Genomic DNA, 14763 nt, shown 5'->3' with positions numbered 1-14763 from the left:
AACCACCGATGACAGTTTCGAACAAGCCGGAAGCTGCGGTCTCAGATCGCGTCCTTTACACATATTTCCGCGGTTCTGCGGCGTACCGGGTGCGCATTGCGCTCAACCTGAAGGGTCTCGATTACCGTACAGTGCCCGTCCACTTGCTTCGTGGAGATAAAGTCAGTGAGGTTGACCCGGTTCGACGGATAGATTTGCAGTTGAGTCTAATGCGGTGTGGCACCTCCCGATAAGGTTGAATCGCGGGTTGTCCACGGCCGGGCGGCGGGTCGCCTGTCACGACCACGACGCTGCCCGGCGGTGGGCAACCCGCGCGACGATAAGCTTTGATCTTGCGCATGCAGGTTTTCGAATTCGAGCGGCGAACAGTAGCCGATGCTGCTGTGGAGGCGGCGTATGTTGTACCAGCTCTCCAGAAACGAGAACAGACGCCGCCTTGCCTGTTCGTGGGTCGCGAAGTGTTCGCGACAGAGCAGTTCGGCTTCGAGCGTGCCGAAGAATGACTCGCACATCGCGTTGTCGTAAGCGTCGCCGGTGGTCCCCATCGACGGTTGTACGCCGGCTTCTCGGCAGCGCCGCCCGAAGGCAATGAGGTGTATTGGGCGGATTCAACCGGTCGTCGCAACACTAGATTATTGAACAGATTTTAGGTATTCGTCCAAGGCCTCCGCAGGCGTCTTCCAGCCGAGTGTTTTCCGGGGCCTGGTATTCAATGTGTTAGCAACGGCCTGGATCTCGCGAGCACTCCACCGGGACAGGTCTGTGCCCTTTGGAAAGTATTGTCGTAGAAGGCCATTGGTGTTTTCGTTCGTACCACGCTGCCATGGGCTGTGCGGGTCAGCGAAGAACACCTTCACGCCGGACTCGATCGTGAAGCGGGCGTGATCGGACAGTTCCTTGCCACGATCCCAGGTCAATGATCGCCACAACTGAGCAGGCAAGTCCGCCACGGTCTTCTTGAGTGCGTTGGCCATCGTAACAGCTCCGTAGCCGGCCAGCGCAGGCCCGTTTTTCGTGCGTGGAATTAGCCCATAGCCTTTCTCGCGAGGTAAGTGCACGAGCATCGTAAAGCGGCTTGATCTTTCCACCAACGTCCCGATGGCTGATCGGTTTAAGCCGATAATCAGGTCGCCCTCCCAATGGCCTGGCACAGCACGATCTTGCACCTCTGCAGGCCGGCTGGAAATCATCACCTCCTCGCTGACGTGCGCCCACGCCTTGGCACGCGCTCTCGCTCGGGGAACGCGCAACGCGCGCCCGGTGCGAAGGCAACCCACCAGCTCGCGCTTGAGCGCACCGCGCCCTTGAATATAGAGCGCTTGATAAATGGCTTCGTGAGAGATGCGCATAGATTCATCATCCGGGAAATCAGCTTGCAATCGATTGGCAATCTGTTCAGGTGACCAGCCGTTGACCCACTTTCGGTCACCGCGATGTGGTTTATTGCGCCCCTTGAACGGTGCCTGCCTGGGCCCCGCAATTTCACGACCATCAGCGTCATGTACCTTGCCCTCAAGGCGCTCCTGTACGTATTGGCGCAGCCGTGCGTTCGTCGCCAGCTTCGCTGGCTTTGGTCGTTTGGCGAACCGTTCCGCCTTCCACTGCGCGACCGAAGCACGATACTCGAGGCACCCACCACGGGTTGCCGCATTGCGTGTGAGTTCCCGCGAAACGGTTGACGGACTGCGTCCAGGACGCCGGGCAATTTCGCGTACCCCAAGACCTTGTACCGAGAGCAACGCTATATCTTCCCGCTCAGCGAACGACAAGTATCGACCAGCGATAGGTTTCGACATGAATAGTGGCATGCCGCCACGATAGCGGAACCAGCGCGAGCCTACCGCTTGAGATACGCCTACCGCCTCCGCTGCTTTCTCGCTTGTAATGCCCGTTGCGATCTGTTGCCAATACCGACGCTCCATCACATGTCCAAGTGATGGCGCACCCGGCGAGTACATCGCTTCTCGCCCTGTCAACCGATACACCTGCTTTGCACTTCGTCCCATGCAACACCTCCTCGATCAAAGGTGTTGCAACGACCGGTTGAATCCGCCTTGACAGCCTTGATCGGAATGTAGAATCACACCGTCATGGCGTCGCTGCTGCAACGCCATGTCAAACGCCCGCAACATCAGTTCGGTGTACAGATGGCTGGACATCGCCCAGCCGACGACGCGACGGCTGAATACATCCAGCACAACCGCCAGATAGAGGAATCCTTCGCCCGTGGGTACATAGGTCGCATCTGCGACCCACAGCACGTTTGTCGCGTCGGCACTGAAGTGCCGGCGCACCAGATCAGGCGCACGCCGGGCGCCTGCGCGTGGCCGCGTGGTGCGCGGCCAGCGCCGCCGGCTTGCCCCGCACAGACCCGCCATACGCATGAGGCGCGCCACCCGCTTGCGCCCCACGTGTATGCCTTCGCGCGCGAGTTGCGCATGAATACGCGGTGCCCCATACGTGCCGCGCGAGCTTGCATGGAGCGTGCGGATATGCGCGAGCAGTTGCGCATCGCTACGCGTGCGCATCGCGGGCTCCCGCACCAGCCATGTGTAATAGCCGCTCGTCGAGACGCCGAGCAGCCGTGCCATCATCGCGATGGGCCAGCGGGCCCGGTTCGCTTTCATGAATCCGTACCGCCCTTCGGTGGAATGGATCCCGTCTCCCTCGCGAACCAGGCTGCCGCGTGAGAGAGTATGTCGCGCTCCATCTTCAGTTGCCGGACTTCGCGACGCAACCGTGTGAGCTCCTGGCGTTCGGCTGTGGTCAGACCGTCATGCCGCACACCTGTGTCGCGATCAGCCTGCGCCACCCAGTTGTAGATGGTCTGTGCAGTCGGCTCGAACTCCTTTTCCAGTTCCTCCGGCCTGCGTCCGGCCTTCACCAGCCCGACCATTTGCGCCCGAAATTCCGCCGGGTACGGGGTACGATGCTTGCCCATAATCGGCACCTCCTTCTCCAAAGGATAGATGTGCGTTTTTCTGGGTCAACTTCAGCGCGAGCACGGACAAACCGCACATCGGGGCCGGGCGAAAGCGCCCAAGGCTGGCCGGCCGCCGACCACGCACATCGCTTGCGCACCACGGGAAGTCTGGTGCTGGGATATGACGTATTTGCCCGCCGAGGTTGCCGGTCAATGGTTTTACCTGTACCTGATCCTCGACCTGTACAGCCGCAAAATCGTGGGATGGGAGGTACACGAGCGCGACGATGCCAGCCATGCTGCCCATCTGGTGCGGCGCACAGCGCTGGCCGAGGGCATCGCCACTCTGGCAGACAAGCCGGTGCTGCACGGAGACAACGGCTCCACGCTCAAGGCCACGACCGTGCTGGCCATGCTTCACTGGCTTGGCGTGAAGCCATCGTACTCGCGCCCACGCGTCAGTGACGACAACGCCTATGCCGAGGCACTGTTCCGCACGGCCAAGTACCGCCCGGAGTTCCCCAACACGGGCTTCACCGATCTCAATGCTGCACGCGACTGGGCGAGCGAGTTCGTGCATTGGTACAACTTCGACCACCGCCACAGCAGCATCCGCTACGTCAGCCCGGCGCAGCGCCATGACGGCGACGATCACGTGATCCTCGCGGCGCGTCACGAGGTATATGTCCAGGCGCGGGAACGCAACCCCGCACGCTGGTCAGGCTGCACGCGAGACTGGACGCCGATCGGCGCCGTCACTCTCAATCCGGAGCGCGAGTCAGTCGTCACGATGGCTTCGCATGCCACACTTAAACAGCCTTTGGCTGCATGACTGAGGCGACAAGTACCTTGACACGCGCCGTAGGTCAGAAAGCTATTTTCCGTGGAGAAATGCTCGATCGCGGCACGGCACATTTTGCAGGGCTTGAGCGTTGAGTAGATTCGACATGCCAAGCCTGCAACGTCGAACCCTACGCCTACTTCGTGCACGTACTCACCGAACTACCGCAGCGCGAACCGCATGCCGACGTGACTGACCTCCTGCCGTTCAACTACGCAAAGCTCACCGCAGCCGCTCGTTGAGCTTGATCTGGCCGACGCATTCGAAGCGCCTTGCCGATCGATGCGCTGCCGTATTGCATGTCGCCTTCCGTATTTCCCTATGAACTCGGTGTGCTAAATCGCGCGCTTACCATTGATCACGCGCGAGCGTGAACTTTACGCCCTGTTCGATTTCTCGCGCTTCACCTCGCGGCGTCTCCTGCAGTTCGGTTTCTTGATGGGCCACGCGCCGGTCGTAAAATTCCAGGTCGAAACCACCGAAGTGATTTGCAAGGTCTTGACCGTAGTCATTTGAACCGGGATGTGTGTTGGACTGTGATTTACTAACCAGTGCGTAAGTAAGCGAACATAAATCGACGCCATGGTCTAAGCTTTAAGGGGTTTAGGGAGAGGCGAGATGCGAGAGGACGACGGCCGGCAGCTTTCACATGCAACGCTTGAAGAGATCCGTATTCGTGCGGTCAAGCGCGTCGAAGCTGGCGAGTCGCCGGAGGACGTGATCCGCACGCTCGGATTCTCGAGGGCGCGTATTTACGAGTGGTTGGCGGCCTGGCGCGAAGGGGGCATCGAGGCGTTACGAGCCAAGGCAATCCCTGGTCGACCGATGAAGCTGTCGTCCGAGGCTATCCGCTTCGTCTATCAGACGGTCACAACGAAGAACCCCATGCAGATGAAGTTCGAGTTTGCATTGTGGACGCGAGACATGGTGCGGGAGTTGATTCGCGAACATTTCAACGTCAGGCTCTCCGAGGTGTCGGTCGGTCGACTGCTGCGCAAGCTCGGGCTTTCGCCCCAGCGACCGCTTGCGCGTGCGTACCAACGCGACCCTGAACTGGTCGAGTCGTGGATGCGGGACGAATACCCGGCCATTGTCGGGCAGGCCAAACACGTCGGGGCACAGATCTTCTTCGTCGACGAATCGACGGTACGATCGGACTATCACAGCGGCACGACCTGGGCGCCGGTCGGTCAAACTCCGGTAGTCGAAGTCACTGGCGCGCGCTTCAAGGTGAACCTGATCTCAGCGATCAGCCCGCGTGGCCAACTTCGCTTCATGTGTTTCGAAGGCAGCTTCAAGATCTCCGTATACGTCGACTTCGTCAAACGGCTGATGCTCACCGCCGATGCGCCTGTCTTCCTGATTGCCGATGGTCATCCGGTACATCGTTGCAAAGCGATCCGGCAGCTTGCCGCGGAATCAGATGGGCGCCTTTGTCTGTTCTTCCTTCCTGCTTACTCGCCAGACCTGAACCCGGACGAGTTGGTATGGGGTTATCTCAAACATCACAAGATCGGCAAGCTTGCCATCAAAGGTCCCGGGCATCTCAAGCAGCGTGTTCGAGCGGTTCTGCGCTCGTTGCAAAAGATTCCGGCTTTGGTCCGATCCATGTTTCAACATCCGTCAGTCCGCTACGCGGCTTGACCCATGTCCGGTTACTTTGTTTCGGCTTAGTAAAAGAATAGCTCATATCATTTACCGTAACTGAGTGCGCCCTCTTCGTCAGACACTTGAAGAAATGCCTGCAATCGCGCGAAGTCGCCCAAGTCCCGACGCTGCGCCGATATCGCCTGCACAGACGCGGACAGGACCATGATCGGCTTGAATGCGAACTTCGTTATTGCACGATCAACAGCATGGCAAATAATGCACCCCGAATGTCGCTACAAACTCGGCTGAATGACAAACCGATTTAAGACATAGTAACCTTTTTGTCGTTCCCCCCGCGTCACAATGGTTGTCGCCTGGATAAAATTGGAATCTGGGGGCGATAAAGAGAGAACAAGTTGGCGCGTTACGGAATGAGCTTGCCCCCGAAAAACGAATCCCTTGCTGAGTGTGTAAGCTCAAGCAAGGAGAGGAAACGATGACGGTCAAGGCAAAGCGGGCGCAGTACACGCTCGAATTTAAACTGGAAGCGGTCCGACTGGTAAAGAACGGCCAGAGTTTGGCTGCGGTGTCGGCGACGCTGGGCGTGGTGCAGCAGACCCTTCACAACTGGGTCAAGGCGGACAGGGAAGGCAAACTGGTCGGAGCCGGGGCGAAGCCGGTCAGTCCCGAGCAGATGGAACTGGCGCGGTTGAGGGCGGAAGTGTCTCGCCTGAAGATGGAGCTCGACATCACAAAAAAAGCGGCGGCGTACTTCGCAAGGGAATTGATGTGAAGTGCGCGTTCATCGACCGGAATCGACGCCACTGGCCAGTCTCGATGCTGTGCGAAGTACTGGGAATCAGTCCCAGTGGATATCATCAGCGTCAGCAGCGCAGCGGTGATGACAAGCCGCACAGATGCCGTATCAGCAACGATGCCCTGCTCGCGCACATCAAGGCAATTCACGTGCAGGTCAAGGGCGAATATGGCTGGCCGCGCATGTGGAAAGAGCTCGTTGCGCGCGGCGTGCGCGTGGGCAAGGAGCGTGTTCGCAAGCTGATGGCGCAGCATGGCATCCGTGCCCGACACAAGCGCAAGTACATCGCGACGACGAACTCGAATCACAACCTGCCGGTGGCGCCGAACTTGTTGGAGCGTAACTTCACAGCAACGGCGCCGAACCAGGTCTGGACGAGCGACATCACGTACTGTGCGACGGCTGAAGGCTGGGTTTATCTGGCGGTCATCATTGACCTGTTCAGCAGGCAGGTGGTGGGCTGGTCGATGCAGCCACACATGAAAGCGGAACTGGTCACCGATGCGCTGCGTATGGCGTGGTTCCGGCGCCGTCCAGAGGCTGGCGTCATCGTCCATAGCGACCGGGGTAGCCAGTATTGCAGCGGGCTGTTCCAGGACACGCTGAAGGCCTACGGCATGCGCTCGTCGATGAGTCGGCGCGGCGACTGCTGGGACAATGCACCGACCGAAAGCCTGTGGGGTTCGTTGAAAGTTGCACGCCTGCATGGCCGGCACTTTGCGACCCGGCGTGCGGCAATGGATGAAATCGTCGACTGGCTTGGCTTTTATAATTCGCGCCGGCTACACTCGACGCTCGATTACGTCAGCCCCATGACGTTCGAGAAAAACTGGTTCGCCGCTCAACAGGGGCGAGCCGCATAAATCTCTCAGCTATGGGATTCGCGAAACAGGGGCAAGGTCAGAAAGACATTCAAGGACAGAGCGGTGGCGCGGTTGCTGCCGCCGGAGAGCGCATCAGTGGAAGAGGTTGCGCGAGAGATCGGTGTGGGCGCGCAGACGCTGGTGCGCTGGCGCAGTGATGCGCTGTCCATGCCCGCTCGCGAGCGGGCATGGACAGCGGCCGCGCGTTTCGAAGCGGTGTTGAGCACGGCAGCGATGGACGAGACGGCCCGCAATGCGTGGTGCCGCGAGCATGGCGTGTATCCGCAGGAACTGGCGCAGTGGCGGCAAGCGGCCACGCAGGCGCTGGCCGAGCCCGAAGAGGCCCGTGCGAGTCCACAGCAAACGAAGCAGGACCAGCGTCGCATCAAGGAACTGGAACGCGAACTGCGGCGCAAGGAGAAAGCACTGGCCGAGGCGGCCGCATTGCTGGTTCTTTCAAAAAAACTCGGGGCGATCTTCAACACGGACAAGGGCGAGGACGAATGATCGGCCTCGAAGATCGCCAGCTCCTGGCCCGGGAAATCGATTCGGCAAGACTGGCTGGCGCACGGTTGCGCCTGGCCTGCGAGGTGGCCATGCTGCACTGGCTGGGTGTCAAGCCGTCGTACTCGCGCCCCCGGGTCAGCGACGACAACGCCTACGCCGAGGCGCTGTTCCGAACCGCGAAGTACCGGCCGGAGTTTCCGGTCACAGGCTTCGAGGACCTGAACGCTGCTCGCACCTGGGCTGCCGGCTTCGTGCAGTGGTACAACTTCGAGCATCGTCATAGCGGCATCCGCTACGTGACGCCTGCGCAGCGTCATGCCGGCGACGATCGTGCGCTTCTCGTGGCACGTCACGCACTGTACGCGAAGGCGCGCGCGTGCAATCCGGCCCGCTGGTCGCTTCACACGCGCAACTGGACACCGGTTGGTGCCGTGACGCTTAACCCCGAACGCGACTCAGTCGTCGAGATGGCGTCGATCAGCGCAAATAAACAGCCTCTGGCTGCATGAGTGAGGCGACAACTTGCTTGACGCGCGCCGCGTTTGTTCGGGAATATCGCGAGATACTTACACAAAAAAGAGCTACGTTGCCGAAGCAGCGTAGCTAAATCCCTCACTTCAAAAGCCGAATTCAGACCAGATCAGCAGCATCTGGTTTGAAAATTTTGGACAACTTCTTCCAGTCGCTGATGCGGCCAATCGTCGTCTTGAACGTCATCATCGGAAGGTAGTAGCGGATATACCAGACCAACAGCACCAGGTTGATGTAGAGACACCCGACACCCATGTATGGCGTGAACATCTTATCGAAACGATGGTTCAGGATGATTGCGTTGTACCAGACCACAAACGACACCGGCAGCAGGACCAGTAGGCCGATCGGCACGAAGAGGCCAAGCACGAGAGACAGGCCGCCCAAGATCTCAAGCGTCTTCACGATGTGGAAGAAGTGCGTGTGAACCATCGTGACAAGCAATTCATTCGACGCATGGAGCGTGCCGAACGGCTGCGGAAAGATTGGTCCCATCCCGAGTACGGTGCGCCAATAGCTGGTGCCGCTCACCACCATCCAACCGCCGAGATACAGGCGACAGAAGGTCAGAATAATTTTGCCGACGAGTTGAGCCGTCGTCCTACGATCATCGTTAGACATATATGCTTTCACCGTTTTGTTTACGACCCGCTTATTTGGAAGCCTGCTTTTGCGCGGCAACCTCAGTGTTCGCCGCCTGTTCTTGCACCGGAGCCGTGAGACGATCACGTCGAATGATCCAGCCCGACCCGTCGAGCTGGAATACATCAACGACGTCTTGTGCGGCCTGACCGCGCGCGGCGCCAATCGTGTGGTAGACAGCGACGTCAAAGCCTTCAACGATAACCTTCTTCACGTGATCGGGGATCGGCTCGCCATCCCGGTGATCGACGGTCTGGGGCGCGGTATCAATCGCTTTAGCCGAAAAGTATTCCTTGTAGGCCTCGCTCCCATGGCCCTGCGCATAGGCCATGTCCATAAATTCGTGAACGACCTCATGGGGAAGTTTGCCGGTGCCTGCGTGCCACTTCCAACGGGGATCCGAATGGAGATCGTGCGCAATCCAGCCGACGAAAATGAATCCGACAAGCATTGCTGCTACACGTCCCGTCCAACTATCGAGCCATCCATCTGCTTGCGCGATGAACTCGGGCGACGAAAGACCACCCTGAATGTTTGACATCCTTTCTCCTTGGCACATTGCAATAGGAACCTTGGGCCCGCTGCCCCGGTCCGGGTTTTGTATTCAATTTAGCATATCTAATGCTATAGGCAAACAAGAAGCCTTGTAAACGTGGGGAAAACCCGATTTTGACTTACGACCCTAAGAAATGATCCTTATTGCACATTACTTTGGATCGCTAAGTAACAAAGTCATGCCAAATGGATCACGCGACTGTCATCTAGTGGATACCCTTAAGCAACATTTTTGTGTTTTTCCACACAACTTATGCAACAAAGAATATCATTTTGAATTCGTACACCCCATATCTCGGCGTGTCACGGTGGGTCGGCAGCCCGCCCTACGACCAATATCAAATTTTTGGAGGCTCCAGTGCGTAAACTTATTACCTGCGGCGCAATTGCCGCAGCAGCATTCGCGCCGATGATGGTTCAAGCGCAGCAGAGCAGTGTCACACTGTATGGCGTGGCCGATGTGTTCATGGGTTATTTTGCCAACTCCAATGGGCAGCACGTCATCAGCATGAACAGCGGTGGTGCAGGTGGTTCGCGCTGGGGCTTGAGGGGCCAGGAAGATCTCGGTAACGGTCTATCGGCAATCTTCACCCTCGAAAGTGGCTTCAATATCAACAACGGCACCTCAGGCCAAAGCGGCCGTCTGTTCGGTCGTCGTGCGTTTGTCGGCCTGCATAGCGCACAGTACGGCGAGTTGATCGCCGGTCGCCTCCAGACGATGGGTTACGATTGGGGTGGCACGTTCGACCCGATCCTGCTCGCGCCGGGATCCCCGCTGGGTTCGATCGGCGGTGAGAATCCGCGTCCGTGGCTGTTCAACATGCTGCAAGACCCGGCACGGTCGGACAATACGATTCAGTACACGAGCCCGACATTTCGCGGCTTGACCGGCACGCTAACCTATTCTTGGGGTGATCCCTCCGATCCACTGACGGCTCAAGCCTACCAGCGGCACTTCGAGCTCGCGACGCTGCGGTATGAAAACGGCCCCCTGATCACGGAATACGGTTTCGGCCATAGCCTTCAGAACCAAGCTGCCGTGGCTCGCAATACGTACGAAAATGTCCTTGGCATCCGCTACAACCTGAATTTCATGGAATTGTATGCCTCGGGCCAAATCCGTACCAACGATCCAGGCTTCGTTGACAAGGGGTGGCAGGTTGGCTTCACGGTCCCGACCAGCCCTTTCGGCACGGTCCGCGTCTCGTATGGCGAGCTGAGCGACCAGAATCTCACTGCGAGCGGCACACAAATCACGACGCCGGTTAAAGTCGGAGACTGGTTCATCCGTTCCGCTGCTATCGGCTACACCTACTCGGTTTCGAAATCCACTATGTTCTATGGCTTCGTCAAGAAGCTCTGGAATAGCGGTATCGCAAGTCAGTCGATTTACCCCCCGGGGGGCTTGGCTACTACCGGTCAGCACTCGAATGTGACGGCTATCGGTCTGGGCATGTCGACGCGCTTCTGAGCGTAGTTGCTGTTGCAATTGAAAACCCGCCGAACGAACTGACCCCGCGAAGTCGGACAGTTAAAATCTGGCGGGCCATCAAGGCCTGAGTCCTTTTCTGAATAGGACTTAGGCCATTAGTTTTTCCTGACGCGTTCGTGGTTGTTGTAGTGGATGTATCTATCCAGCGCGCGTGCAATTGACCGGCGCACGCAAAACGTTCGAGCCCGGCGGATTCAGACTGAGCGCGCCGAAGAGGCTTTCCATGACCGCCTTATCGAGGCAATCGCCCTTGCGGGACATGCTTTGCACGTGGCTGCGGCGGTCCTGCAGTTGACGATAGGCTGACGTGCAGCGGTGTCAGCACTGGTCTGAACGCTGCAGTGGCCACTCCTTGCGTGGGAGTGCGGTCTGTGCGTTCTTCAACCTCCGCTGGCCAGTTCGTAGCTGAGTCGCTGATCCATCCGGAAGCAACGATTTCTCCGTTGTATGAATCCATCACCGGCGACACATAGAAGCTTCGGCCCGTCGACGTTAAAGCCTGCTACATCGGAACCCACTTCTGGACGGGCCACCGGCGCGGTACTTGATCAACTGTCCAGCCTGCCGGATCGCCTCCATGACATGCACATCGCCGTAACGCGCCCGTGATGATCATAGACGCTCCGGAGCTCGACTCTGAGGTCCGCGTACCGGACGCTCATCCCCAGAGTAGCGCCCCTGAAAAGGCTCGGTGCGCTGCTGCAGGCAAAGCACCGACGGCCTAAACCGGGCATCGTGGCCAATGACCTTAGTGCACTGGCCGGCCAGACGATGTTCCCGGTAGCTCGCCCCCGGGTCGGATCGCCCTGCCACCCATGCCATAACGCGCGGCCGACGTTCGTGTGCTCGCGCCCGGCTCCAGATACCACTGAACTATCTGCCGCCGAAACTGCTCGTTGTACTTTGCATCCAAAGGTCGGATCAATATCCAACTATAGGGGCGCGGTTCACGCGAGCGGTCTTTCCAGTCGAGGATCGCCGCGGTCAATGGCGCGCGCCACCCGCAGGAGCGGCAGTCTCTGCACGCCGTTGTGCGACGATCGCGCCTGCGCGTAACGCGCTTTCAGGGTAGTGGGACCAATCGTCGGACTGATCGTAGCCCGCCTGCTGCCATTCGATCACCTCGGCGCGCACCTGGGCGCGCGTCAGCGGCGCTGTGGAATCGTACGGTTGGGCGAGCGCCGCAACGGACGCAAAGCAGCACGCTGCAGCAAGGGCGCCGAGCGCTATACGCGGAAGAGAGGTCATGGCAAGGCCTTTTTTATCGGGGATATCCCTGAGAGTATAGGCGCTGTCTTGACAAAAAAAAGGCAGATCGAAACAACATTCATTCTGCCTGATGGGTACCGGCGAGACCCTCGAAATGTGGCTCCAGCAAGCGGCGCGCCGACTTGGTGCCCTACTTCCTGCGCCGCCGAGGCAAGCTTCGACAGACCGCCGGCTTCGCCGCAGTCCTGCGTCCAGGCGCGAATTTGGACCTTGCGGCCATGGCCGGCCCGAGGTGTTTGATGGATCGCCTAGCATCGAGCCACGCCGCAATTGTCAAAGGAATACGCGGCGCAATCTTCTGGCTGCCGTCCATCACAAAGGGACGTGAAGGGCGGGAAGCCCGCGTCGCGTCTTCAATGCGGCGGAGTGGATGTCGGGCACCGTCGTCGCTTCTTCACGACATGCGACGCTATGGAAAACGTCGGGACGCTTGAAATCTGCTTCGCCAGTTTCGCATTCCGGCAATACTGCTTCTCGATGACCGTCAGCGAGATGATCCGCACCGTTCATCCCCCTGCAATTCGGAAAGGCGAACGAGGTCAAACTGAATCCGTGAAAACAGATCTTCTGCTTTCGCGTTTGTAATGTCTCTTGCGACTTGCTTCCAGAGTCGCCGCTCGATCTCACGCCGACGCGACGGTGCACCTGACGAGCGCATCGCCCCTCGCCCGGTCAGCTTATGCATCCATCCCGCTGGTCGCCCCATAAACACCAACATGATCAAAGATTGCGACGACCGGTTGAATCCGCCTTTCCTTTCCTGCTCTACCGCTCTCAGGGCGCGTTCAGCGGCATGGTTGTCGATCTCGACTATCCCCCTCGTCGACGTACATTGTAAGCGCGGGCCACTGGTTGAGCGCGTAGTTGATGGCTTTGTCGGTATCGCCCTTTCTGCGAAATATGACTCAATGTCGAGCGCAGCCAGGTCTCGAGGGCGTCGAGTAGCGGACGCGCCTGCTCCTGACAGACACGTCTTCGCACGTCCGTGGCTTGCCGCGGATCGCGGGCTCAATTGCATACAGCTCGCCTCCGGTGTAGCGCCCAGCCCTTCGGTATTCCGCCTCCTTGCACCATCCGGTTCTCCGGGCTCAGTTCAGTGCCTGGGCTTTTTCTCTTAACGGTTAGGCCCGACGGTATCGTCCGCAAAGTCTAGTCGACAAGCAGATCGGGCCGAATGTGAAGCATGCGAAGCGCACATCGCGATCGTGGCCATCATAATGGCTAGCCTAAACTCCGCCCGAAATTGTCGCTGACTGCGGGTGCGCATCCGGCGCTCATCGTTTTAACCGAGGTCACTTACCGCAGCTCGGCACCTTCATCGTTCGGAAGACGGAGGAACGCAGGCATTGACAGACAACTCAACGCCCCGACGATAAAGAACATCATCGGAAAATCGCTCATCGTCAAATGCTCCGCACTATGCCCGTGAGCCCGCGCACTAAACGTCAAGCAGGAAGCGCATAGTGCGACACCAATACTCATCGACGTCTGCTGCATCATAGTTGAAAGTGCTGTTGCCTTGCTCATGATGGCCTTCGGGACGCCGGAATATCCGACCGTATTCATCGTGATCATTCCAAGCGAATTGAAGATGCCAGCCGCGAAGAGCACGGCGCACATGAAATAAATCGACGTTCCGGGCGAGAACAAACCATAAGCAGCAAATGCGGCACCTGACAGTACCGTCGCTGCAATCATAAGAGGTTTGAATCCGAATCTATTAATCGCCCGTCGCATAATTGGCCGAATCCCAAAGGCTCCAACCGAAAGCCAGGCACTCGTCAATCCGGCCTGAATAGGCGTGAATTCCAAACCGACTTGCAAAAGCAGCGGAACGAAAATCGGAGACGATCCGACCGCTATTCTTAATGGCATACCGCCGATATTTGTGATACTGAATGCTTTATATCGGAATAGGCTGGGCGGAATGATCACGTCAGCACGATCTCGACTATAGATCCAATAGGCGATTGATGCCACGATGCCAATGCTTGTAACAAAAATTGTAGCGCTCAGTGAAACAAAATTGTGCCCGATAGTTTCCAGGCCGCAGACCACTCCAGAAAGTCCGATCGCCATCAAAACAAAGCCGGTGACATCAAACGGTTCCCTTTTTTCTGATCGCGAATCCGGCACAAACTTTAGTGCCAACAAGATCCCCAGCACGCCGAAAGGGATGTTGAGCAGGAATATCCAGCGCCATGACGCCACCGTGACGATGAAGCCTCCGAGGAGCGGTCCCAAGACACGACCGATGGTCCCAGGCACGGTAAACCAGACCATCGCCATTACCAAATGTGCAGGCGGAATGCTGCGCAAGAGAATCAACCGGCCGACTGGCACCATCATTGCGCCGCCAAGGCCCTGCAATACCCGGAACAGAACTATTTGAGTGATAGAAGTTGCGGCTCCGCACAGTGCCGACGCTACCGAGAATATCGCAACTGCCGAACAGAAGACACGGCGGGTACCGAAGCGATCCGTGAGCCAACCGCTCGCGGGCAGAAACAGCGCCAAACTTAAAAGATACGCGGTGATGGCGAAGTTGAGGTGAAGTATCTCGACGTTCAACGACGTAGCAATCGATTGAAGTGCCGTGCCCAATATCGACGTATCGATTGCCTGCAAAAACATCGGCACAGCGACGATCATAGGAATCAGTCGCGTCTGCCGAGAGGGCGACGCCGCTTTGGCGTCCTGCTTTGCCCCGAGGATTATATTTTCGTCACTCAC

At 58.3% G+C, this 14763-nt stretch carries 12 protein-coding genes and 6 pseudogenes; 9 read left to right on the top strand and 9 right to left on the bottom strand.

Annotation, left to right across the window (positions count from 1 at the left end; all coding sequences use genetic code 11):
• Positions 1-8: 8 nt before the first annotated feature.
• Positions 9-155: pseudogene (locus tag OKW38_RS01830) on the top strand (maleylacetoacetate isomerase); the annotation flags it as partial.
• Positions 156-338: 183 nt separating this feature from the next.
• On the opposite strand, the pseudogene OKW38_RS01825 reads toward OKW38_RS01830, so the two are convergent.
• The 4 genes and pseudogenes from OKW38_RS01825 to OKW38_RS01810 all read right to left on the bottom strand — a co-directional run.
• A pseudogene (locus OKW38_RS01825) lies at positions 339-590 on the bottom strand (transposase); the annotation flags it as partial.
• Between the two features lie 42 nt (positions 591-632).
• Positions 633-2006, bottom strand: a complete 1374-nt coding sequence (locus OKW38_RS01820; protein ID WP_429359710.1) for an IS30 family transposase — start codon at positions 2004-2006, stop codon at positions 633-635.
• A 15-nt stretch (positions 2007-2021) separates the two neighbouring features.
• On the bottom strand, positions 2022-2627 hold the full coding sequence (locus OKW38_RS01815; RefSeq protein ID WP_429359708.1) for an IS3 family transposase: 606 nt from the start codon (positions 2625-2627) through the stop codon (positions 2022-2024).
• Positions 2624-2941: a transposase gene (locus tag OKW38_RS01810; protein ID WP_429332140.1), complete on the bottom strand. Its 318-nt coding sequence runs from the start codon at positions 2939-2941 to the stop codon at positions 2624-2626. The genes OKW38_RS01815 and OKW38_RS01810 overlap by 4 nt, the downstream gene beginning before the upstream one ends.
• A gap of 55 nt (positions 2942-2996) precedes the next feature.
• On the opposite strand from OKW38_RS01810, the pseudogene OKW38_RS01805 reads away from it, so the two are divergent.
• The 7 genes and pseudogenes from OKW38_RS01805 to OKW38_RS01775 form a co-directional block, all read left to right on the top strand.
• Positions 2997-3755, top strand: a pseudogene (locus tag OKW38_RS01805) (transposase); the annotation flags it as partial.
• 113 nt (positions 3756-3868) lie between these two features.
• Positions 3869-4006 (top strand): annotated as a pseudogene (locus OKW38_RS01800) (transposase domain-containing protein); the annotation flags it as partial.
• Between the two features lie 112 nt (positions 4007-4118).
• A complete protein-coding gene (locus OKW38_RS01795; protein WP_429359706.1) occupies positions 4119-4280 on the top strand; it encodes a hypothetical protein in 162 nt (53 codons plus the stop codon).
• A gap of 102 nt (positions 4281-4382) precedes the next feature.
• On the top strand, positions 4383-5408 hold the full coding sequence (locus tag OKW38_RS01790) for an IS630 family transposase (RefSeq protein WP_429359560.1): 1026 nt from the start codon (positions 4383-4385) through the stop codon (positions 5406-5408).
• Positions 5409-5850: 442 nt separating this feature from the next.
• Positions 5851-7034, top strand: a protein-coding gene (locus OKW38_RS01785; protein WP_429359704.1) for an IS3 family transposase whose coding sequence is annotated in 2 segments (ribosomal slippage) — positions 5851-6106 and positions 6106-7034 — 1185 coding nt in all. Because the reading frame shifts where the segments join, the coding sequence is not laid out codon by codon here.
• A gap of 96 nt (positions 7035-7130) precedes the next feature.
• Positions 7131-7541 carry a transposase gene (locus tag OKW38_RS01780; RefSeq protein WP_429359702.1) on the top strand — a complete coding sequence of 137 codons (411 nt, stop codon included), beginning with the start codon at positions 7131-7133 and terminating at the stop codon, positions 7539-7541.
• A gap of 92 nt (positions 7542-7633) precedes the next feature.
• A pseudogene (locus OKW38_RS01775) lies at positions 7634-8050 on the top strand (integrase core domain-containing protein); the annotation flags it as partial.
• Positions 8051-8171: 121 nt separating this feature from the next.
• Here OKW38_RS01775 and OKW38_RS01770 read toward each other — a convergent pair.
• Together OKW38_RS01770 and OKW38_RS01765 are read right to left on the bottom strand one after the other, a co-directional pair.
• Entirely contained in the window at positions 8172-8693 is a 522-nt protein-coding gene (locus tag OKW38_RS01770; protein ID WP_027197785.1) for a DoxX family membrane protein, read from the bottom strand.
• 31 nt (positions 8694-8724) lie between these two features.
• Positions 8725-9255, bottom strand: a complete 531-nt coding sequence (locus OKW38_RS01765; protein ID WP_051374403.1) for a hypothetical protein — start codon at positions 9253-9255, stop codon at positions 8725-8727.
• A gap of 372 nt (positions 9256-9627) precedes the next feature.
• Between OKW38_RS01765 and OKW38_RS01760 the strand changes: the two genes are divergently transcribed.
• Positions 9628-10740, top strand: coding sequence for a porin (locus OKW38_RS01760; protein WP_429332272.1), 1113 nt, complete (start codon positions 9628-9630; stop codon positions 10738-10740).
• Between the two features lie 1005 nt (positions 10741-11745).
• Here the strand turns inward: OKW38_RS01760 and OKW38_RS01755 are convergent.
• From OKW38_RS01755 to OKW38_RS01745, 3 genes and pseudogenes are all read right to left on the bottom strand, one after another.
• Positions 11746-12009 (bottom strand): DUF4148 domain-containing protein, encoded by a 264-nt coding sequence (locus OKW38_RS01755; RefSeq protein WP_429359700.1) that lies wholly within the window; start codon positions 12007-12009, stop codon positions 11746-11748.
• Between the two features lie 772 nt (positions 12010-12781).
• Positions 12782-13058: pseudogene (locus OKW38_RS01750) on the bottom strand (IS66 family transposase); the annotation flags it as partial.
• 268 nt (positions 13059-13326) lie between these two features.
• Positions 13327-14682 (bottom strand): DHA2 family efflux MFS transporter permease subunit, encoded by a 1356-nt coding sequence (locus OKW38_RS01745; protein ID WP_429359698.1) that lies wholly within the window; start codon positions 14680-14682, stop codon positions 13327-13329.
• Between the last annotated feature and the right edge of the window lie 81 nt (positions 14683-14763).

This window comes from Paraburkholderia sp. MM5496-R1, from assembly GCF_050436205.1.
GTDB lineage: Bacteria > Pseudomonadota > Gammaproteobacteria > Burkholderiales > Burkholderiaceae > Paraburkholderia > Paraburkholderia tuberum.
The sequence above is the reverse complement of the archived record's forward strand: the minus strand, read 5'-3'. Positions and strand labels throughout refer to the sequence as shown.

Excerpts from the sequence above, each read along its gene's own strand:
- OKW38_RS01745 (WP_429359698.1), bottom strand. The coding sequence starts at position 14,682 with ATGATCGTCGCTGTGCCGATGTTTTTGCAGGCAATCGATACGTCGATA.
- OKW38_RS01810 (WP_429332140.1), bottom strand. The coding sequence starts at position 2,941 with ATGGGCAAGCATCGTACCCCGTACCCGGCGGAATTTCGGGCGCAAATG.
- OKW38_RS01755 (WP_429359700.1), bottom strand. The coding sequence starts at position 12,009 with ATGACCTCTCTTCCGCGTATAGCGCTCGGCGCCCTTGCTGCAGCGTGC.
- OKW38_RS01790 (WP_429359560.1), top strand. The coding sequence starts at position 4,383 with ATGCGAGAGGACGACGGCCGGCAGCTTTCACATGCAACGCTTGAAGAG.
- OKW38_RS01815 (WP_429359708.1), bottom strand. The coding sequence starts at position 2,627 with ATGAAAGCGAACCGGGCCCGCTGGCCCATCGCGATGATGGCACGGCTG.
- OKW38_RS01820 (WP_429359710.1), bottom strand. The coding sequence starts at position 2,006 with ATGGGACGAAGTGCAAAGCAGGTGTATCGGTTGACAGGGCGAGAAGCG.
- OKW38_RS01770 (WP_027197785.1), bottom strand. The coding sequence starts at position 8,693 with ATGTCTAACGATGATCGTAGGACGACGGCTCAACTCGTCGGCAAAATT.
- OKW38_RS01765 (WP_051374403.1), bottom strand. The coding sequence starts at position 9,255 with ATGTCAAACATTCAGGGTGGTCTTTCGTCGCCCGAGTTCATCGCGCAA.